The sequence below is a fragment of the Pseudomonas sp. TE50-2 genome (assembly GCF_040813665.1).
In the GTDB taxonomy this organism is placed as follows: domain Bacteria; phylum Pseudomonadota; class Gammaproteobacteria; order Pseudomonadales; family Pseudomonadaceae; genus Aquipseudomonas; species Aquipseudomonas soli.
In genome coordinates this window covers 4830257-4845956 of the sequence record NZ_JBFNXN010000001.1, presented here as the reverse complement: position 1 = coordinate 4845956, position 15700 = coordinate 4830257, and the positions used below count along the sequence as shown (strand labels likewise).

The window sequence follows — 15700 nt, the reverse complement described above, 5'->3', positions numbered from 1 at the left end:
GGGTTATTCGCATGCGCCGCGTCGTTATCACTGGTCTGGGCATTGTTTCGTGCCTGGGCAATGACAAAGAGACCGTCACCGAAAACCTGCGCAAAAGCCGTCCGGGTATCCGTTACAACCCGGAATATAAGGAAATGGGGCTGCGTAGCCAGGTTTCCGGTTCCATCGACCTGAACCTCGAAGAGCTGATCGACCGCAAGGTCTACCGCTTCGTCGGCCATGCCGCGGCCTACGCCTACCTGGCGATGCAGGACGCGATCAAGGATTCCGGCCTGAGCGAAGAGCAGATCTCCAGCCCGCGCACCGGCCTGGTTGCCGGCTCCGGCGGCGCTTCCACCCTGAACCAGATGGAAGCCCTGGACACCCTTCGCGAGAAAGGCGTCAAGCGCGTTGGCCCCTACCGCGTCACCCGCACCATGGGCAGCACCGTGTCGGCGTGCCTGGCCACCCCGTTCAAGATCAAGGGCATCAACTACTCGATCTCGTCGGCCTGCGCCACCTCCGCACACTGCATCGGCACCGCCATGGAGCAGATCCAGTGGGGCAAGCAGGACATCGTCTTCGCCGGCGGCGGTGAAGAAGAGCACTGGAGCCAGTCGTTCCTGTTCGATGCCATGGGCGCCCTGTCGACCAAGCGCAACGAAACCCCCGAGCTGGCCTCGCGCGCCTACGATGCCGACCGTGACGGCTTCGTCATCGCCGGCGGCGGCGGCATGGTGGTGGTCGAAGAACTCGAGCACGCCCTGGCCCGTGGCGCCAAGATCTACGCCGAGATCGTCGGCTACGGCGCGACCTCCGATGGCTACGACATGGTCGCCCCGAGCGGCGAAGGCGCCATCCGCTGCATGCAGCAGGCGCTGTCCACCGTCGACACCCCGATCGACTACCTGAACACCCACGGCACCTCTACCCCGGTCGGCGACGTCGCCGAGATGAAGGGCGTACGTGAAGTGTTCGGCGACAAGGCACCGAAGATCAGCTCGACCAAGAGCCTGTCGGGTCACTCGCTGGGCGCCGCAGGCGTGCACGAGGCGATCTACTGCCTGCTGATGATGGAAAACAACTTCATCGCCGGCTCCGCCAACATCGACGAGCTGGATCCGGAAGTCGCGGACCTGCCGATCGTACGCAAGACCGAAGACGCCAAGCTCACCACCGTGATGAGCAACAGCTTCGGCTTCGGCGGCACCAACGCCACCCTGGTGCTCAAGCGCTGGGAAGGCAAGTGATCGGCTGACACGCTGAACGAGAACGCCCCGACCTAGGTCGGGGCGTTTTTGTTTGTGCCCCGCGAGGGGGCTTACACCGAGAAGCGCTGCACCAGGGTATTGAGGTCCACCGCCAGCCGCGACAGGGCCTGGCTCGCTGCAGATGTCTCCTCGGCCCCCGCCGACGACTGATGCGCCAGGTCGCGGATGGTGGTCAGGTTACGGTCCACCTCCCGCGCCACCTGGGCCTGCTGCTCCGAGGCACTGGCGATCACCAGGTTGCGTTCGTTGATCTGGCCGATGGCCGCGGCGATCGCCTCCAGCGCCTGGCCCGCGGCATGGGCACCGTCGAGGGTCGAACGGGCCTGGGCATCGCTATGCTGCATGCCCTGCACGGCTCGCTCGGCACCGCTGCGGATGGCCACGATCATCTGCTCGATCTCCTGGGTCGAACTCTGCGTACGGTGGGCCAGCGCCCGCACCTCGTCGGCGACCACGGCGAACCCGCGCCCGGCCTCGCCGGCCCGCGCCGCCTCGATGGCCGCGTTGAGCGCCAGCAGGTTGGTCTGCTCGGCGATCGAGCCGATCACATCCAGCACCTTGCTGATGTCGTGTACCTGCTGGGCCAATTGCCCGACCTCCTCGGCATTGCCGGCCACGCCGGTGGCCAACGCCTCGATGGCGGTAACCGTGGCTCGCACCTGCTCGCGCCCGCGCCGGGCGATCTGGTCGGACTCACGGGAGGCCTCGGAGGTGGCCACCGCGTTGCTCGCCACCTCCTCCACCGCCGCCGTCATCTGATTGACCGCCGTGGCGGCCTGCTCGATTTCCATGCTCTGCTGCTGCAGCCCACGGGTGGCGTCTTCGGTGACCGCGCTCAGCTCCTCGGAGGCCGAGGCCAACTGGCTGGCCGAGTCGGAGATCCGCCCGATGGTCTCGCGCAAGCTCAGTTGCATGCTCTTGAGCGCCGCCAGCAGGCGCGCCGGCTCGTCATCACCTTGCACGGTGATCTGCGGGGTCAGGTCGCCGGTGGCGACCGTCTCGGCGACCTTCAGCGACTGGCCGAGCGGCCGCACGATGCTACGGGTCAAGGCCAGGGCGAGCACCACGGTGAGGCTCAGGGCGATCACCAGCAACACGCCGACCCATACCTTCGCGCCGTTGTACACGGCCTCGGCCAGGTCGGTGGCTGAGTTGGCCTGATGATTGTTCAGTTCGATCAGCTCGTTGAGGGTCGCCGTCATCTGGTCGGCCAACTGGTTCATCTCACCGTTGACCAGCGCCGCCGCTGCCTGGACATGCCCATCGGTGGCCTGTTGCACCACCTGCCCCTGCAAGGTCATGTATTGACGCTCGAGGCCCTGGTAGCGGTCGAACAGCGTCCGCTCCTCAGGAAGCACGATCAAGGCATCGTAGTGACTCTGAGCCTTGCTCAGCCCCCCCTTGACCTCGTCGATGCGGGCACGGTTCTGTTGCTGGGCGGCCGGGTCGGTGTTGACCAGCAGGCGCAGCGTCAGGGCGCGGATGCGCAGCATGTCCTGGGTCATGCGGCCCACCGAGATCACGCTCGGCAACCAGTTGTTGTCGACCTGCTCGGACTGCTGGCGCATGTTGGTCATCTGCTGCAGCGCGAAGCCGCCCAGCGCCACTACCAGCAGCGCCATGATGCCAAAGCCGAGGCCGGCGCGCGGCGCGATGTTCAAGCGTCTCAGGCTCATTTCCAGGATCCCTCCCAAGCGTGATATTCCGTTGCTTAAAAAAGGTATCGGGCCATCTGGAAATTGCGTAAGACGAAAAGGCGATATCAAAACGCTATCCGTGCATGAAACTCGCTATTTCACGCTTTTTGGCAGCAGTTCGACAAAATTCCTCCGGCTCACCCGCTCCGCTAACGCTTCGGGCAAGGCATCGAGGAATGGATTGAAAGCGTGCATCTGCTCGCCGATGCTGCCGAAGCGCCCCACCACATCGGACCCGAGCATGAAGCGCTCGGGAAAGCGCACGACCAGGTCGACCCAGGCCTCGCGTGGCACGCCCTGCTCATCCAGCAGGTAGGGCTCGAGCACGCTCCAGGACAAGTCCACGTACAGGTTTGGATAGTCCTCGAGCAATCGGGTGAGCACCGGCAGGAGAAAGTCCATGCGTTCCTGGTGCCGGTGAATCTCCATGCTGCTGCCGGCATGGGCCCAGATGAAGCGAGTATGCGGGTGGTTACGCAACGGCTCTTCGATTTCCGCGAGGTACAGCGGGTTGCGCTCGCGCTTGGAGGTGATGTTCGAATGCAGCAGCACCGGCAGGTCGCGCTCGGCGGCCAGGTGGTAGATGCGGGTCATGGCTTCGTTGTTGGCCCGCGGCGTGTCGCCGCTGGTCAGGGCGGTGAGGTCGTCATGGCGGGTGAACACCTCGCCGATACCCTGCCACAGCCCCGGATAAAGTTCGAGCATGCGCTCGATATGGCTGACGGCATTCTTGTCCACCGGGTTGAAGCCGGTGAGAAACGGATGGAAGCGCCTGCGCTGCTCGGCGGGCAGCTTTTCCAGCGCGGCGGCGACGTACAGGTCGGTGGCGCTGTACCAGTAGGCATCGGCATCGTCGCCGGCGTAGTAGCGCGGGCGCTTGGGTTCGTCCTCGTGCCATTTCTTCGCCACCGGGATGCCGGAGATCATCGACTGCTCCACCCCGGCCTCGTCCATGGCCTTGAGCAAGGCCGACATGCCTTCGGTTTCCTGGAAGAAATCCACGTAGTGCAGATGGGCGTCGCTGTAGCGGTAGTCGCGGGCTTGCGCAGTGTCGAACAGACTTGCGCTCAACAGCAGGCAGGCCAATGTGCGGGCGATCATCTCAGGCTCCTTTGCCGGTACCGCAAGAGTAGACCGGGCAGCGCTCGCGACGGTTCAGCCACGGACGGCAAAACGCTATGCTTGCAGGCATCCCTCAAGGAGTGTCGCCATGAGCAGCCCCCTGGTCATCCGCCCACGCGCCGAATCGGTCGAGGGCCAGCCGATCCTGCGCCCGCTGCCCTCGGCGCAGTGCCGCAGCGTAGGCCCTTTCGTGTTCTTCGACCATATGCTGGAAACCGACTACGCGCCGGGTCATGGCATGGACATTCGCCAGCACCCGCATATTGGCCTGTCCACCCTCACCTACCTGTTCGAGGGTGAAATCCAGCACAAGGACAGCCTCGGCTCGGACCAGCGCGTGCGCCCGGGAGACGTCAGCTGGATGACCGCCGGAGCGGGCGTGGCGCATGTCGAGCGCACGCCGGCCGAGGTGTTCGAGCACGGCTCGCGGCTGCACGGGCTGCAGGTCTGGCTGGCCTCGCCGAAGTCCGATGAGCAGGGCCCGGCAAGCTACAGCCATCACCCGGCAGACAGCCTGCCGGCCAGTGACAGCCTCGGCGTGCGGATCCGCATGATCGCCGGCACAGGCTTCTGCCTGGCCTCACCGGTACCGGTGCTCTCCCCCACGCTCTACGCCCATGTGCACATGCAGGCGGCCACCACCCTGATCGTGCCGACGGAACACGTGCAGCGCGCGCTGTATCTGCTCGAAGGCGAGTTGATGCTGGATGACGACGAAGTCGAGCCATGCAGCCTGATCGTGCTGCCCGAGGGCGAAGAGGTGGTGTTGTATGCCGAGCAAACGTGCCAGCTGGTGCTGATCGGCGGCGCGCCGCTGGATGGGCCGCGGCGGATGAACTGGAACTTCGTCGGCAGTGACCCGGGATTGATAGAAGCGGCACGGGCGCGCTGGGCGGCTGGGGATTGGCCGGTGGTGCCGGGAGAAAGCGGGCGGATCGAACTGCCGCGTTAATAGGGGCCGCTTCGCGCCCCATCGCCGGCAAGCCGGCTCCCACAGGGATTTGCATTGCTTCTGTGGGAGCCGGCTTGCCGGCGATGGGCCTGCGCAGCAGGCCCTTGAGCGCTCAGCCTGCGAACACTTCCTTGAGCAAGTTATACATAGAGCGGAATGCCCGCTCCGAGGTGCGCCGGTCATACTGCATCTTGCCCGGCACATTGGCGTTCGGATCGGTGAACGAGTGCACTGCCCTGCCATAGCTGAGCAACTGCCAGTCAACCTTGGCAGCATTCATCTCTTCTTCGAAGGCTGGCAACTGCTCCCGTGGCACCAGTGGATCGGAGGCGCCATGCAGCACCAGCAGCGAACCCTTGATGCGCTTGGCATCCTCGAGGTTAGGGGTATCCAGGGTGCCGTGGAACGACACCGCCGCCCTCAGATCGGCGCCGGCGCGGGCAAGCTCCAGGGCACAGCAGCCGCCGAAGCAGAAACCGAACGTCGCGACCTTGCCTGGCTCGAGCAGCGCCTTGGACTGCCCCAGCAATTGCGCCAGCGCTTCCTGCATGCGCTTGCGCAGTTCGGCGCGGTCGTTCTTCAGCGGCATCATCGCCGTACCGGCTTCGTCAGCATTGGCCGGCCGCACCGACTGGCCATACAAGTCGGCAATCAGCACCACATAGCCTTGCTCGGCCACCTCCTTGGCGATACGTTCGGCGCCCTCGCCGATACCCATCCAGTTCGGCGCCATCACCAGGCCCGGCTGCGGTAGCGCGCCCGGGGCGTAGACCAGGCGGCTTTCGTAAGCCTTGCCTGACAGGTGATAAACCAACGACTCGACGATGACCTTGCTCATTCAGCTCTCCTTGGGCGTTCACGGGTCAGGACAGGATAGATGTATTCGTGGCAACGGCAGGCATGAAAAAGCCCGCCGAAGCGGGCTTTTCTTGCCTCAGGTCAAGCCGACAGCTCGACCAGCAGCTTGTTGAGACGGCGTACGTAGGCCGCCGGATCCTTCAAGCTGTCACCGGCCGCCAGGGCCGCCTGGTCGAACAGAATGTGCGAAAGCTCGGCGAAGCGGTCTTCGCTCTGCTCGCCATCGAGCTTCTCGATCAGCGGGTGGCTCGGGTTGAACTCGAAGATCGGCTTGGACTCCGGCACCTTCTGCCCGCTGGCCTCGAGGATCTGGCGCATCTGCAGGCCCAGGTCCTGTTCGCCGATGGCGAGGATCGCCGGCGAGTCGGTCAGGCGGTGTGAGACACGCACCTCGGCAACGCTGTCACCCAGCGCGCCCTTGAGACGCTCGACCAGGCCTTCCTTGTCCTTGGCGACTTCTTCCTGGGCCTTCTTGTCCTCTTCGGAGTCCAGCTTGCCCAGGTCCAGGTCGCCGCGGGCGACGTCGACGAAGGCCTTGCCGTCGAACTCGTTGAGGTAGCTCATCAGCCACTCGTCGATGCGGTCGGTCAGCAGCAGCACTTCGATGCCTTTCTTGCGGAAGACTTCCAGGTGCGGGCTGTTCTTGACCTGGGCGTAGGATTCGCCGGTCAGGAAGTAGATCTTGTCCTGGCCTTCCTTGGCGCGGGCCAGGTAGTCGGCCAGGGCGACGCTCTGCTCACCGCTGTCGTCATGGGTGGAGGCGAAGCGCAGCAGGCTGGCGATCTTCTCCTTGTTGGCGAAGTCTTCGGCCGGGCCTTCCTTCAGCACCTGACCGAAGTTCTTCCAGAAGCCCTTGTACTGCTCGGGTTCGTTCTTCGCCAGTTTCTCCAGCATGTCCAGCACACGCTTGGTCAGCGCGGTCTTCATCGAGTCGATGATCGGGTCTTTCTGCAGGATCTCGCGGGAAACGTTCAGCGACAGGTCGTTGGAGTCGACCACGCCCTTGATGAAGCGCAGGTACAGCGGCAGGAACGACTCTGCCTGGTCCATGATGAACACACGCTGCACGTACAGCTTCAGGCCGCGTGGCGCTTCGCGCTGATACAGGTCGAACGGCGCGCGGGCCGGCACGTACAGCAGCGAGTTGTACTCCAGCTTGCCTTCGACCTTGTTGTGGCTCCAGGCCAGCGGGTTCTCGAAGTCATGGCCGATGTGCTTGTAGAACTCCTGGTACTCCTCGTCCTTCACCTCGGTGCGTGAACGGGTCCACAGGGCGCTGGCGCGGTTGACGGTTTCCCATTCCTGCGCCGGCTTTTCCTCGCCTTCGGCGGCCTCGGCCTGCTCCTTGGGCAGCTCGATCGGCAGGGCGATGTGGTCGGAGTACTTCTTGACCACGTTGCGCAGGCGCCAGCCATCGGCGAATTCATCCTCGCCCTTCTTCAGGTGCAGGACGATGCGGGTACCGCGCTGCGGCTTGTCGACGGTGGCGACTTCGAACTCGCCCTCGCCTTTCGACGACCAGTGCACGCCCTCGGCAGCCGGCAGGCCGGCGCGACGGCTGAACACGTCGACCTTGTCAGCAACAATGAACGCGGAGTAGAAGCCCACGCCGAACTGACCGATCAGGTGCGAGTCCTTCTTCTGGTCGCCGGTGAGGTTCTTCATGAAGTCGGCGGTGCCGGACTTGGCGATGGTACCCAGGTGCGCGATCACGTCTTCGCGGCTCATGCCGATGCCGTTGTCCTCGAGGGTCACGGTGTTGGCGGCCTTGTCGAAGCTGACGCGGATCTTCAGGTCGGCGTCGCCTTCGAGCAGCTCAGGCTTGGCCAGGGCCTCGAAGCGCAGCTTGTCGGCGGCGTCGGAGGCGTTGGAGATCAGCTCGCGCAGGAAGATCTCCTTGTTCGAATACAGGGAATGGATCATGAGGTGCAGCAGTTGCTTTACCTCGGTCTGAAAGCCCAGGGTTTCTTTTTGAGTCTCCACACTCATGGTCTTCAAAACTCCAATCTGTTGGTTGGTGACGCCTGGCGGCCAGCGGGCCGTTTTTGATGGCGGATGTCCAGCAGATGGGGGCAGCCCTGACTATTTCAAGGGCTTTTCGGGTTCAATCTTGAAATGCGCGCGCGCCGTGGCGATCGGGGTGTCGCGATCGCCCTGCCAGGCGGTAATGGCGACGTTGGTCACCCGCCGCCCCTGGCGCCACAGCTGGCACTGGGCGTAGGTATCGCGGTAAAGGCCGGCACGCAGGTAATCGATGGAAAAATCGATGATCTTCGGAATGCTCGCGCTTTCGCTGTAGATCAGCAGGTAGAGCGCCGCGGACAGCTCCATGAACCCGGCGATCACGCCGCCATGGATCGCCGGCAGCAACGGGTTGCCGATATTGTCCGGATTGGCCGGCAGACGGAACAGCAGGTCTTCGCCCTGGCGCTCGCATTCGATACCGATCAATCCGGCATAGGGGATCAACGCCAGCAAGGGCTGGTAATCACCCCGGGCGTGGGCCTGGTTCAGCTGCTGGCGGATATCGCTGGGGATCACGTGCGGCGCTCCTTGAGGCTGTTACCGAAGCGGATGCCGCCTTTGACGTCCTGCCCCAGGCGCATGAAGGTGCCGACTACCTGGCAGATCGGTTGCGCGGGATCGTCCTGGTAGGCCGTACCCCGGGTGAAGATGACATCTCGGGTCACCCGGTAGCACTGGGCATGGCCAAAGATATCCTTGCCCGCCTCGGCCGGGTGCATGTAGTCGATGCGCAGGTCCAAGGTCGGGCATACCTCGAAGCTGGGCAGCGCGCAGAGCGTGGCCATGCCGCAGGTGGTGTCCATCAGCGTGGTCAGCACACCACCGTGCACCGCGCCATTCTGCGGATTGCCGACAATGGCCGGCGACCAGGGCAGCACCAAGGTCATGCCATCGGCGTCGGCATGCTGCACCCGCATCTGTAATACCTGGCAATGTTTCAATGCCGACAGAAAGCGCTCGGCCATCGCCATCAATGGAGTCTCGTTCATTGTCCGCCGCCGCATAAAATGGGTAAAAAGTCTATATAGGCCGGGCAGTTATATATCTGTAACCTGCGTTGAACTTATTCGCCGGCAGCGTACTCGAAGGAACATACAAAGTTATTCCACCCAGGAGAAACACCCCATGCGTAAACCTTTTGCTTTTGCTCTGATGCTGGCCGCTGCCATGGGCCTGGCTGCTTGCGATAAAGCGAGCGAAGACAAAGCCCAGGACGCACAGCAACATGCCGAGCAAGCCCAAGAGAAGATGGGCGAAGCTCAGGATAAGATGAACGACGCCGCCAAGGAAAACGCCGAAGCCGCCAAAGATCAGGCCGAAGCGCAGCAGAAGGCCGCCGAGGAAGCCGCGCCTTCCACTCCAGCGCCGGCCACTGCACCTGCCGAGCCTACCAAGCAGTAATCTCGCGACATAAAAAAACCCGACACTGTCGGGTTTTTTTATGTCTGTCATTTAACGCTGAAAGGCTTCAGCCTGCACTTTCGGAAGTGTCCCTGCTCGCCTCTACCGGTGCACTTTCGGTGGGCGTGAACACCATCACTTCCAGCACATGGGAGTGGAACTCACGGCGATACAGGATGAACACCACGCCCACGCTCATGGCCATGAACAGCCAGGGGCTGATGAACCAGCTCAACATGGCCATGCCGAAGTAATACGAGCGCAACCCCAGGTTGAACTGGTTGGCGGCCAGCGACAGCACCCGCGCCGCGCGGGAGGCGAAAGCCTTGCGTTCGAGTTCGTTGACCTGACGTTCGCCTATCATCGGCGCCGAGCCCACCAACACTGCGGCGAAGTTGTATTGACGCATGCACCAGCTGAAAGTGAAGAACGCATAGACGAACACCGTCGCCAGGCACAGCAGCTTGATTTCCGACATGCCTTGGGACGCCTGCTGTACCAGCGGCAGGTCGGCCAGCAGCGACAATGCGCGGTCGGACGCACCGAGCACGGTGAGGATGCCGGCAAGAATGATCAGGGTGCTGGAGGCGAAGAACGATGCATTGCGCTCCAGGTTGCCGATCACGCTGGCATCGGCGATGCGGTTGTCGCGCAGCAGCATGCGGCGCATCCAATCCTCGCGGTACAGGTGCAACACGCTGGCCAGGCACGCGGTATCGCGCCCCTTCCAGGTGGCATAGCGGGTGTAGCCGCCCCAGCAGATGGCGAACCAGCAGACGGCCAGGAGGTTGCCCAGGTTGTTTTGGATGAAGGTCATGCAGGAATCCCTTTAAAGAGAAACAGACCGGTGTTCGACGCCCGGATTCGTTAAAAGACACGCCATCGCGCGATAGCGTCGGTCCAGGCCACAAAAAACCCCGCGCCTTTCGGCAGCGGGGTTTCGATATCCACCTTTGACGGGGGCCCTTCGGCTTTTGGCCAGCGCCCCGTCCATCAGGTTTCAATCCATCAGGCCAGCGCCTCGCGCGGCTTGCCCAGCATGCGGTCGCAGACCACGGCGACAGCCAGAGTGACCACCGAAGGCACCAACCAGGCCATGCCTTCGTTGCTGAACGGCAGGTGCGCCAGGGCGTCAGGCAATACGTGGGCGAAGCTGCTGCCCTTGATGGCGTCGACAACGCCGAACACCAGCGACACCAGCATGACCGGCGCCAGGATGCGGGTTGGCGAGTTCCACAGGTCCTTCACGAAGCTCAGGCCCACGACCACGATGCACGGCGGGTAGATCGCCGTCAGCACGGGAATCGAGAACATGATCAGCTTGGTCAGGCCCAGGTTGGAGATCACCAGCGAGAAACCAGCCAGGATCACCACCAGGGCACGGTAGGACAGCGGCAGGATCTGGCTGAAGTATTCGGCACAGGCGCAGGTCAGACCCACGGCGGTGACCAGGCAGGCCAGCGCGATCAGTACCGCCAGGAAACCACTGCCCAGCGAGCCGAAGGTGTGCTGCACATAGGCATGCAATACCATCGCACCGTTGGTGGCATCGGCTGCGATGTCATGGCTGCCCGCGCCGAGGCGGAACAGGCTGACATACACCAGGACCAGACCCAGGCCGGCAATCAGGCCCGCAATGATGGCATAGCGAGTGATCAGCTTCGGCGACTCGACGCCACGCGAACGGATGGCATTGACGATGACGATACCGAAGACCAGTGCCCCCAGCGTGTCCATGGTCAGGTAACCATCGGAGAAACCTTTGGAGAACGCAGCGGCGGCGTAGGCAGGCTGGGCCTCGCCGATGGTGCCGGCCGGCAATGCGAACGCCGCGATGCCCAGCACAGCCAGGGCGATGATCTTCAACGGCGCGAGGAAACGCCCCACGGTGTCGAGCAGCTTGCCCGGGTACATGGACACGGCCAGGACCACGGCGAAGTACACCACGCTGTAGATGAGCAGAGCCAGCGGGCTTTCACCGGTCAGCGGCGCCACGCCTACTTCGAACGACACGGTCGCGGTGCGCGGGGTGGCGAACAGCGGGCCGACCGAGAGGTAGCACACCGCCGCCAGCAGGCCGCCGAAGAACTTGCCGATCGGGCTGCTCAGGGCGTCCATGCCGCCACCGACCTTGGCCAGGGCGATCACGGTGATGACCGGCAGGCCCACGGCGGTGACCAGGAAGCCGAGTGCGGCCATCCATACGTGCGGGCCAGACTGCAGGCCGACGATGGGTGGGAAGATGATGTTGCCGGCGCCTACGAAAAGCGCAAACGTCATAAAGCCAAGCGCCAGGATATCCTGGCCTTTTAACACTTTCATTTAAGGAAATACCACACTGCTGAAATCGGGAGTCGGAGGGGATTTCCCATAGGATGAAGGGAAATGCTGCCCGGCTTGGTGAGCCAGACCCGTTTAGCGTGTCGTTCCCTTTTGGGGTACGGGCACAGAGTGAACGCGTAGCCTACCTGTTTTGCAGGGCAAACGCACTGGCACAGTGCTGCTTGTCCGATGTGCGTATGTGTTTGTCGTCTTGTTGAACGTGTTCGGCGACAATTTATTGCGTATTCAAACGAATGTCTGGTTGAAAATCCTGATAGCGACCATCGGAATTTCCTCAGGTGTGCAGCCCCAGCTTCCAAGCGATCCCCATCAACGACAAAGGCCACCCGAAGGTGGCCTTTGTGCGCGTGGGGGGGGTATTGCGTGTTACTTACTTCTTGACTTCCCAGCCAGTCAGCTCGGCCAGGGCCTTGCCGATGTCAGCCAGGGAACGCACGGTTTTCACACCAGCGTCCTGCAGGGCGGCGAACTTCTCGTCCGCAGTACCCTTGCCACCGGAAATGATGGCGCCAGCGTGGCCCATGCGCTTGCCCGCAGGTGCGGTAACACCGGCGATGTAGGAAACGACAGGCTTGGTCACGTTGGCCTTGATGTAGGCCGCGGCTTCTTCTTCAGCGGAACCGCCGATCTCACCGATCATGACGATCGCTTCGGTCTTCGGGTCTTCCTGGAACAGCTTCAGGATGTCGATGAAGTTGGAGCCCGGGATCGGGTCACCGCCGATGCCGACGCAGGTCGACTGGCCGAAGCCGGCGTCGGTGGTCTGCTTGACAGCTTCGTAGGTCAGGGTGCCGGAACGCGAAACGATACCGACCTTGCCTGGCAGGTGGATGTGACCTGGCATGATGCCGATCTTGCACTCGCCCGGAGTGATCACGCCTGGGCAGTTCGGGCCGATCAGGGTCACGCCCAGCTCGTCGCACTTGACCTTGGCGTCCAGCATGTCGAGGGTAGGGATACCCTCGGTGATGCAGACGATCAGCTTGATGCCACCGAAGGCGGCTTCCAGGATCGAGTCCTTGCAGAAAGGAGCCGGTACGTAGATGACCGACGCGTCAGCGCCGGTAGCTTCCACGGCTTCTTTCACGGTGTTGAACACCGGCAGGCCCAGGTGGGTGGTGCCGCCCTTGCCCGGGGTGACGCCGCCGACCATCTTGGTGCCGTAGGCGATGGCTTGTTCGGAGTGGAAAGTACCCTGCGAGCCGGTGAAGCCCTGGCAGATGACTTTGGTGTCTTTATTGATCAGGACGCTCATTACTTGCCCTCCGCAGCTTTGACAACTTGTTGAGCAGCGTCGGTCAGGCTGGTTGCCGCAATGATGTTCAAACCGCTTTCTGCCAGTACTTTAGCGCCCAGTTCGGCGTTGTTGCCTTCGAGGCGAACGACGACCGGAACCTTGACGCCGACTTCTTTCACCGCGCCGATGATGCCTTCGGCAATCATGTCGCAGCGAACGATGCCGCCGAAGATGTTGACCAGTACGGCCGCGACATTGCTGTCGGACAGGATGATCTTGAACGCTTCGGTAACGCGCTCTTTGGTAGCGCCGCCGCCAACGTCGAGGAAGTTGGCAGGCTTGCCGCCGTGCAGGTTGACGATGTCCATGGTACCCATGGCCAGGCCGGCACCGTTGACCATGCAGCCGATGTTGCCTTCGAGGGCAACGTAGTTCAGTTCGAACTTGGCGGCGTGGGCTTCACGGGCGTCGTCCTGCGACGGGTCGTGGAAGGTCTTCAGCTTAGGCTGACGGTACATGGCGTTGGCGTCGATGTTGATCTTGGCATCGAGGCAGTGCAGATCGCCATCGGCCTTGATCACCAGCGGGTTCACTTCCAGCAGGGCCAGATCGTGATCCTTGAACAGCTTGGCCAGGCCTACGAAGATCTTGGCGAACTGCTGAACTTGCTTGCCTTCCAGGCCCAGCTGGAACGCCAGCTCGCGACCCTGGAACGGCTGAGCGCCGACCAGCGGATCGATGGTGGCCTTGAGGATCTTCTCAGGAGTGTCGTGAGCGACTTTCTCGATGTCCACGCCACCTTCGGTGGAAGCCATGAACACGATGCGGCGGCTCGAACGATCGACTACAGCGCCCAGGTACAGCTCTTTGGCGATGTCAGTGCAGGATTCGACCAGGATCTTGGAAACTGGCTGACCATTGGCGTCGGTCTGGTAGGTAACCAGGTTCTTGCCAAGCCACTGGGCAGCGAACGCCTTGGCGTCTTCCTTGCTGCGAACCAGCTTGACGCCGCCCGCTTTACCGCGACCACCGGCGTGAACCTGGGCTTTTACAACCCACTCGGAACCGCCGATCTTGTCGCAGGCTTCTGCTGCAGCTTCAGGGGTGTCGACTGCGAAACCCTTGGAAACTGGCAGGCCGTATTCAGCGAACAGCTGCTTACCCTGATACTCGTGAAGATTCATGCTTTTTACCGTCTTCGTTAGGTACTGCGCTTCGGCGCTGCGCCATTACTGGCGCCGCACCACCTGTGACCGTTGACCCCGGGTTTTCCCATGTGATCCGGTCCGGCGGACGTTCCGCGGTGAGTCTTGCACGCAAGACCCACGACGGGCAGACCGCCGTGGTTTCTTATAATTAACGCTTCTTACGGTTGGCGACGTGAATGGCACCGCCATTCACCGCCAGCGCTGCTTCATGCAACGCTTCGGACAGGGTCGGATGGCTGAAGACCATCATGCCCAGATCCTCGGCACTGGTGCCGAATTCCATTGCGATCGCGCCCTGCTGTACCAGTTCGGCAGCCGATGGGCCAATCACGTGAACACCCAGGACGCGGTCGGTCTTGGCGTCGGCGATGACCTTGACGAAACCACCGGTATCGTTGGCTGCCATCGCACGGCCGCTGGCCGCGAACGGGAAGGTGCCTACGTTAACCTCAACACCCTCGGCCTTCAAGGCTTGTTCGGTCTTGCCGACCCACGCGATTTCCGGGTGGGTGTAGATGACCGACGGGATCAGGTCGTAGTTCATCTGGGCCTTGTGACCCTTGATGCGCTCGACGACCATGATGCCCTCTTCCGAGGCTTTGTGCGCCAGCATCATGCCACGCACCACGTCACCGATGGCGAATACGCCCGGAACGCTGGTAGCGCAGTGGTCATCGACGAAGATGTAGCCACGCTCGTCGATGGTCACACCGCTGTCGGCAGCCAGCAGGTCAGTGGTCACCGGACGACGGCCGACCGCGACGATCAGCTTGTCGAAGGTGATCTTCTGCTCGCCTTCGGCGTTGGTGTAGGTGACTTCGACTTCGTTGCCATTGACTTTCGAGCCGGTGACGCGAGCGCCCAGCTTGATGTCCAGGCCTTGCTTGGTCAGGGTCTTCTGGGCTTCTTTCGACACGGCAGTGTCGGCAGCCATCAGGAAGGTGTCCAGGGCTTCCAGGACGGTGACTTCGGCACCCAGGCGAGCCCAGACCGAGCCCAGCTCCAGGCCGATCACGCCGGCACCGATGACGCCCAGGCGCTTCGGTACGGTCTGGAATTCCAGGGCGCCGGTGGAGTCGACGATGACGTTCTGGTCGACCGGAGCCGGTGGAATGTCGATCGGACGCGAGCCGGAAGCCAGGATCACGTTGTCGGCTTCGATGACTTCGGTGGTGCCGTCAGCCTTGGTGACTTCGACTTTCTTGCCGGCCAGCAGCTTGCCGTGGCCCTGGATCGAAGTGACGCCGTTGGCCTTGAACAGGGTGGCAACACCGCCGGTCAGGTTCTTGACGATGCCGGCCTTGCGGCCAACCATCGCGGCGACGTCCATCTTCACTTCACCAGTGGAGATACCGTGGACGTTGAAGCTCTCTTTGGCTTCCTTGTACTTCCAGGAGCTGTCCAGCAGCGCCTTGGAAGGAATGCAACCTACGTTCAGGCAGGTGCCGCCCAGGGCCAGCTTGCCCTCGGCGTCGGTGTACTTCTCGATACAGGCAGTCTTCAGACCGAGTTGGGCAGCCTTGATGGCGGCAACATAGCCGCCAGGACCTGCACCAATCACCACTACGTCGAATTTCTGGGTCATAAAAGATTCCTTATCAGCTACA

14 protein-coding genes are annotated in these 15700 nt (G+C 62.6%); 3 read left to right on the top strand and 11 right to left on the bottom strand.

What is annotated here, in order from left to right; genetic code table 11:
- Positions 1-11: 11 nt before the first annotated feature.
- Positions 12-1229: a beta-ketoacyl-ACP synthase I gene (fabB, locus tag AAHK21_RS22160; RefSeq protein WP_367858329.1), complete on the top strand. Its 1218-nt coding sequence runs from the start codon at positions 12-14 to the stop codon at positions 1227-1229.
- Between the two features lie 71 nt (positions 1230-1300).
- Here fabB and AAHK21_RS22155 read toward each other — a convergent pair whose 3' ends face one another.
- Both AAHK21_RS22155 and AAHK21_RS22150 read right to left on the bottom strand, forming a co-directional pair.
- Positions 1301-2926 (bottom strand): methyl-accepting chemotaxis protein, encoded by a 1626-nt coding sequence (locus AAHK21_RS22155; protein WP_367858328.1) that lies wholly within the window; start codon positions 2924-2926, stop codon positions 1301-1303.
- A 114-nt stretch (positions 2927-3040) separates the two neighbouring features.
- Complete coding sequence (locus AAHK21_RS22150; protein ID WP_367858327.1) at positions 3041-4048, bottom strand: amidohydrolase family protein; 1008 nt, start codon at positions 4046-4048, stop codon at positions 3041-3043.
- A gap of 109 nt (positions 4049-4157) precedes the next feature.
- Here AAHK21_RS22150 and AAHK21_RS22145 point away from each other — a divergent pair, with 109 nt between their 5' ends.
- The gene (locus AAHK21_RS22145) at positions 4158-5021 is read left to right on the top strand and encodes a pirin family protein (protein ID WP_367858326.1); all 864 of its coding nucleotides are present in this window, start codon (positions 4158-4160) and stop codon (positions 5019-5021) included.
- A 112-nt stretch (positions 5022-5133) separates the two neighbouring features.
- On the opposite strand, the gene AAHK21_RS22140 is transcribed toward AAHK21_RS22145, so the two are convergent.
- The 4 genes from AAHK21_RS22140 to AAHK21_RS22125 form a co-directional block, all read right to left on the bottom strand.
- Positions 5134-5859: a dienelactone hydrolase family protein gene (locus tag AAHK21_RS22140; RefSeq protein WP_367858325.1), complete on the bottom strand. Its 726-nt coding sequence runs from the start codon at positions 5857-5859 to the stop codon at positions 5134-5136.
- Between the two features lie 101 nt (positions 5860-5960).
- Positions 5961-7868: a molecular chaperone HtpG gene (htpG, locus tag AAHK21_RS22135; RefSeq protein WP_102684712.1), complete on the bottom strand. Its 1908-nt coding sequence runs from the start codon at positions 7866-7868 to the stop codon at positions 5961-5963.
- 93 nt (positions 7869-7961) lie between these two features.
- A complete protein-coding gene (locus tag AAHK21_RS22130) occupies positions 7962-8420 on the bottom strand; it encodes a PaaI family thioesterase (protein ID WP_023629623.1) in 459 nt (152 codons plus the stop codon).
- Positions 8417-8893: a PaaI family thioesterase gene (locus AAHK21_RS22125; protein ID WP_367858324.1), complete on the bottom strand. Its 477-nt coding sequence runs from the start codon at positions 8891-8893 to the stop codon at positions 8417-8419. The genes AAHK21_RS22130 and AAHK21_RS22125 overlap by 4 nt, the downstream gene beginning before the upstream one ends.
- 136 nt (positions 8894-9029) lie before the next feature.
- Here AAHK21_RS22125 and AAHK21_RS22120 point away from each other — a divergent pair, with 136 nt between their 5' ends.
- Entirely contained in the window at positions 9030-9305 is a 276-nt protein-coding gene (locus AAHK21_RS22120) for a hypothetical protein (protein WP_367858323.1), read from the top strand.
- 67 nt (positions 9306-9372) lie between these two features.
- On the opposite strand, the gene AAHK21_RS22115 is transcribed toward AAHK21_RS22120, so the two are convergent.
- From AAHK21_RS22115 to lpdA, 5 genes are all read right to left on the bottom strand, one after another.
- On the bottom strand, positions 9373-10122 hold the full coding sequence (locus AAHK21_RS22115) for a DUF599 family protein (protein ID WP_267302876.1): 750 nt from the start codon (positions 10120-10122) through the stop codon (positions 9373-9375).
- A 191-nt stretch (positions 10123-10313) separates the two neighbouring features.
- Positions 10314-11627, bottom strand: a complete 1314-nt coding sequence (gene brnQ, locus AAHK21_RS22110; RefSeq protein WP_367858322.1) for a branched-chain amino acid transport system II carrier protein — start codon at positions 11625-11627, stop codon at positions 10314-10316.
- A 391-nt stretch (positions 11628-12018) separates the two neighbouring features.
- Complete coding sequence (gene sucD, locus AAHK21_RS22105) at positions 12019-12903, bottom strand: succinate--CoA ligase subunit alpha (RefSeq protein WP_004376004.1); 885 nt, start codon at positions 12901-12903, stop codon at positions 12019-12021.
- Positions 12903-14069 (bottom strand): ADP-forming succinate--CoA ligase subunit beta, encoded by a 1167-nt coding sequence (gene sucC, locus AAHK21_RS22100; protein ID WP_023629628.1) that lies wholly within the window; start codon positions 14067-14069, stop codon positions 12903-12905. Before sucC ends, sucD begins: the two co-directional genes overlap by 1 nt.
- A gap of 172 nt (positions 14070-14241) precedes the next feature.
- Positions 14242-15678, bottom strand: a complete 1437-nt coding sequence (lpdA, locus tag AAHK21_RS22095; RefSeq protein ID WP_046854767.1) for a dihydrolipoyl dehydrogenase — start codon at positions 15676-15678, stop codon at positions 14242-14244.
- Positions 15679-15700: the final 22 nt, after the last annotated feature.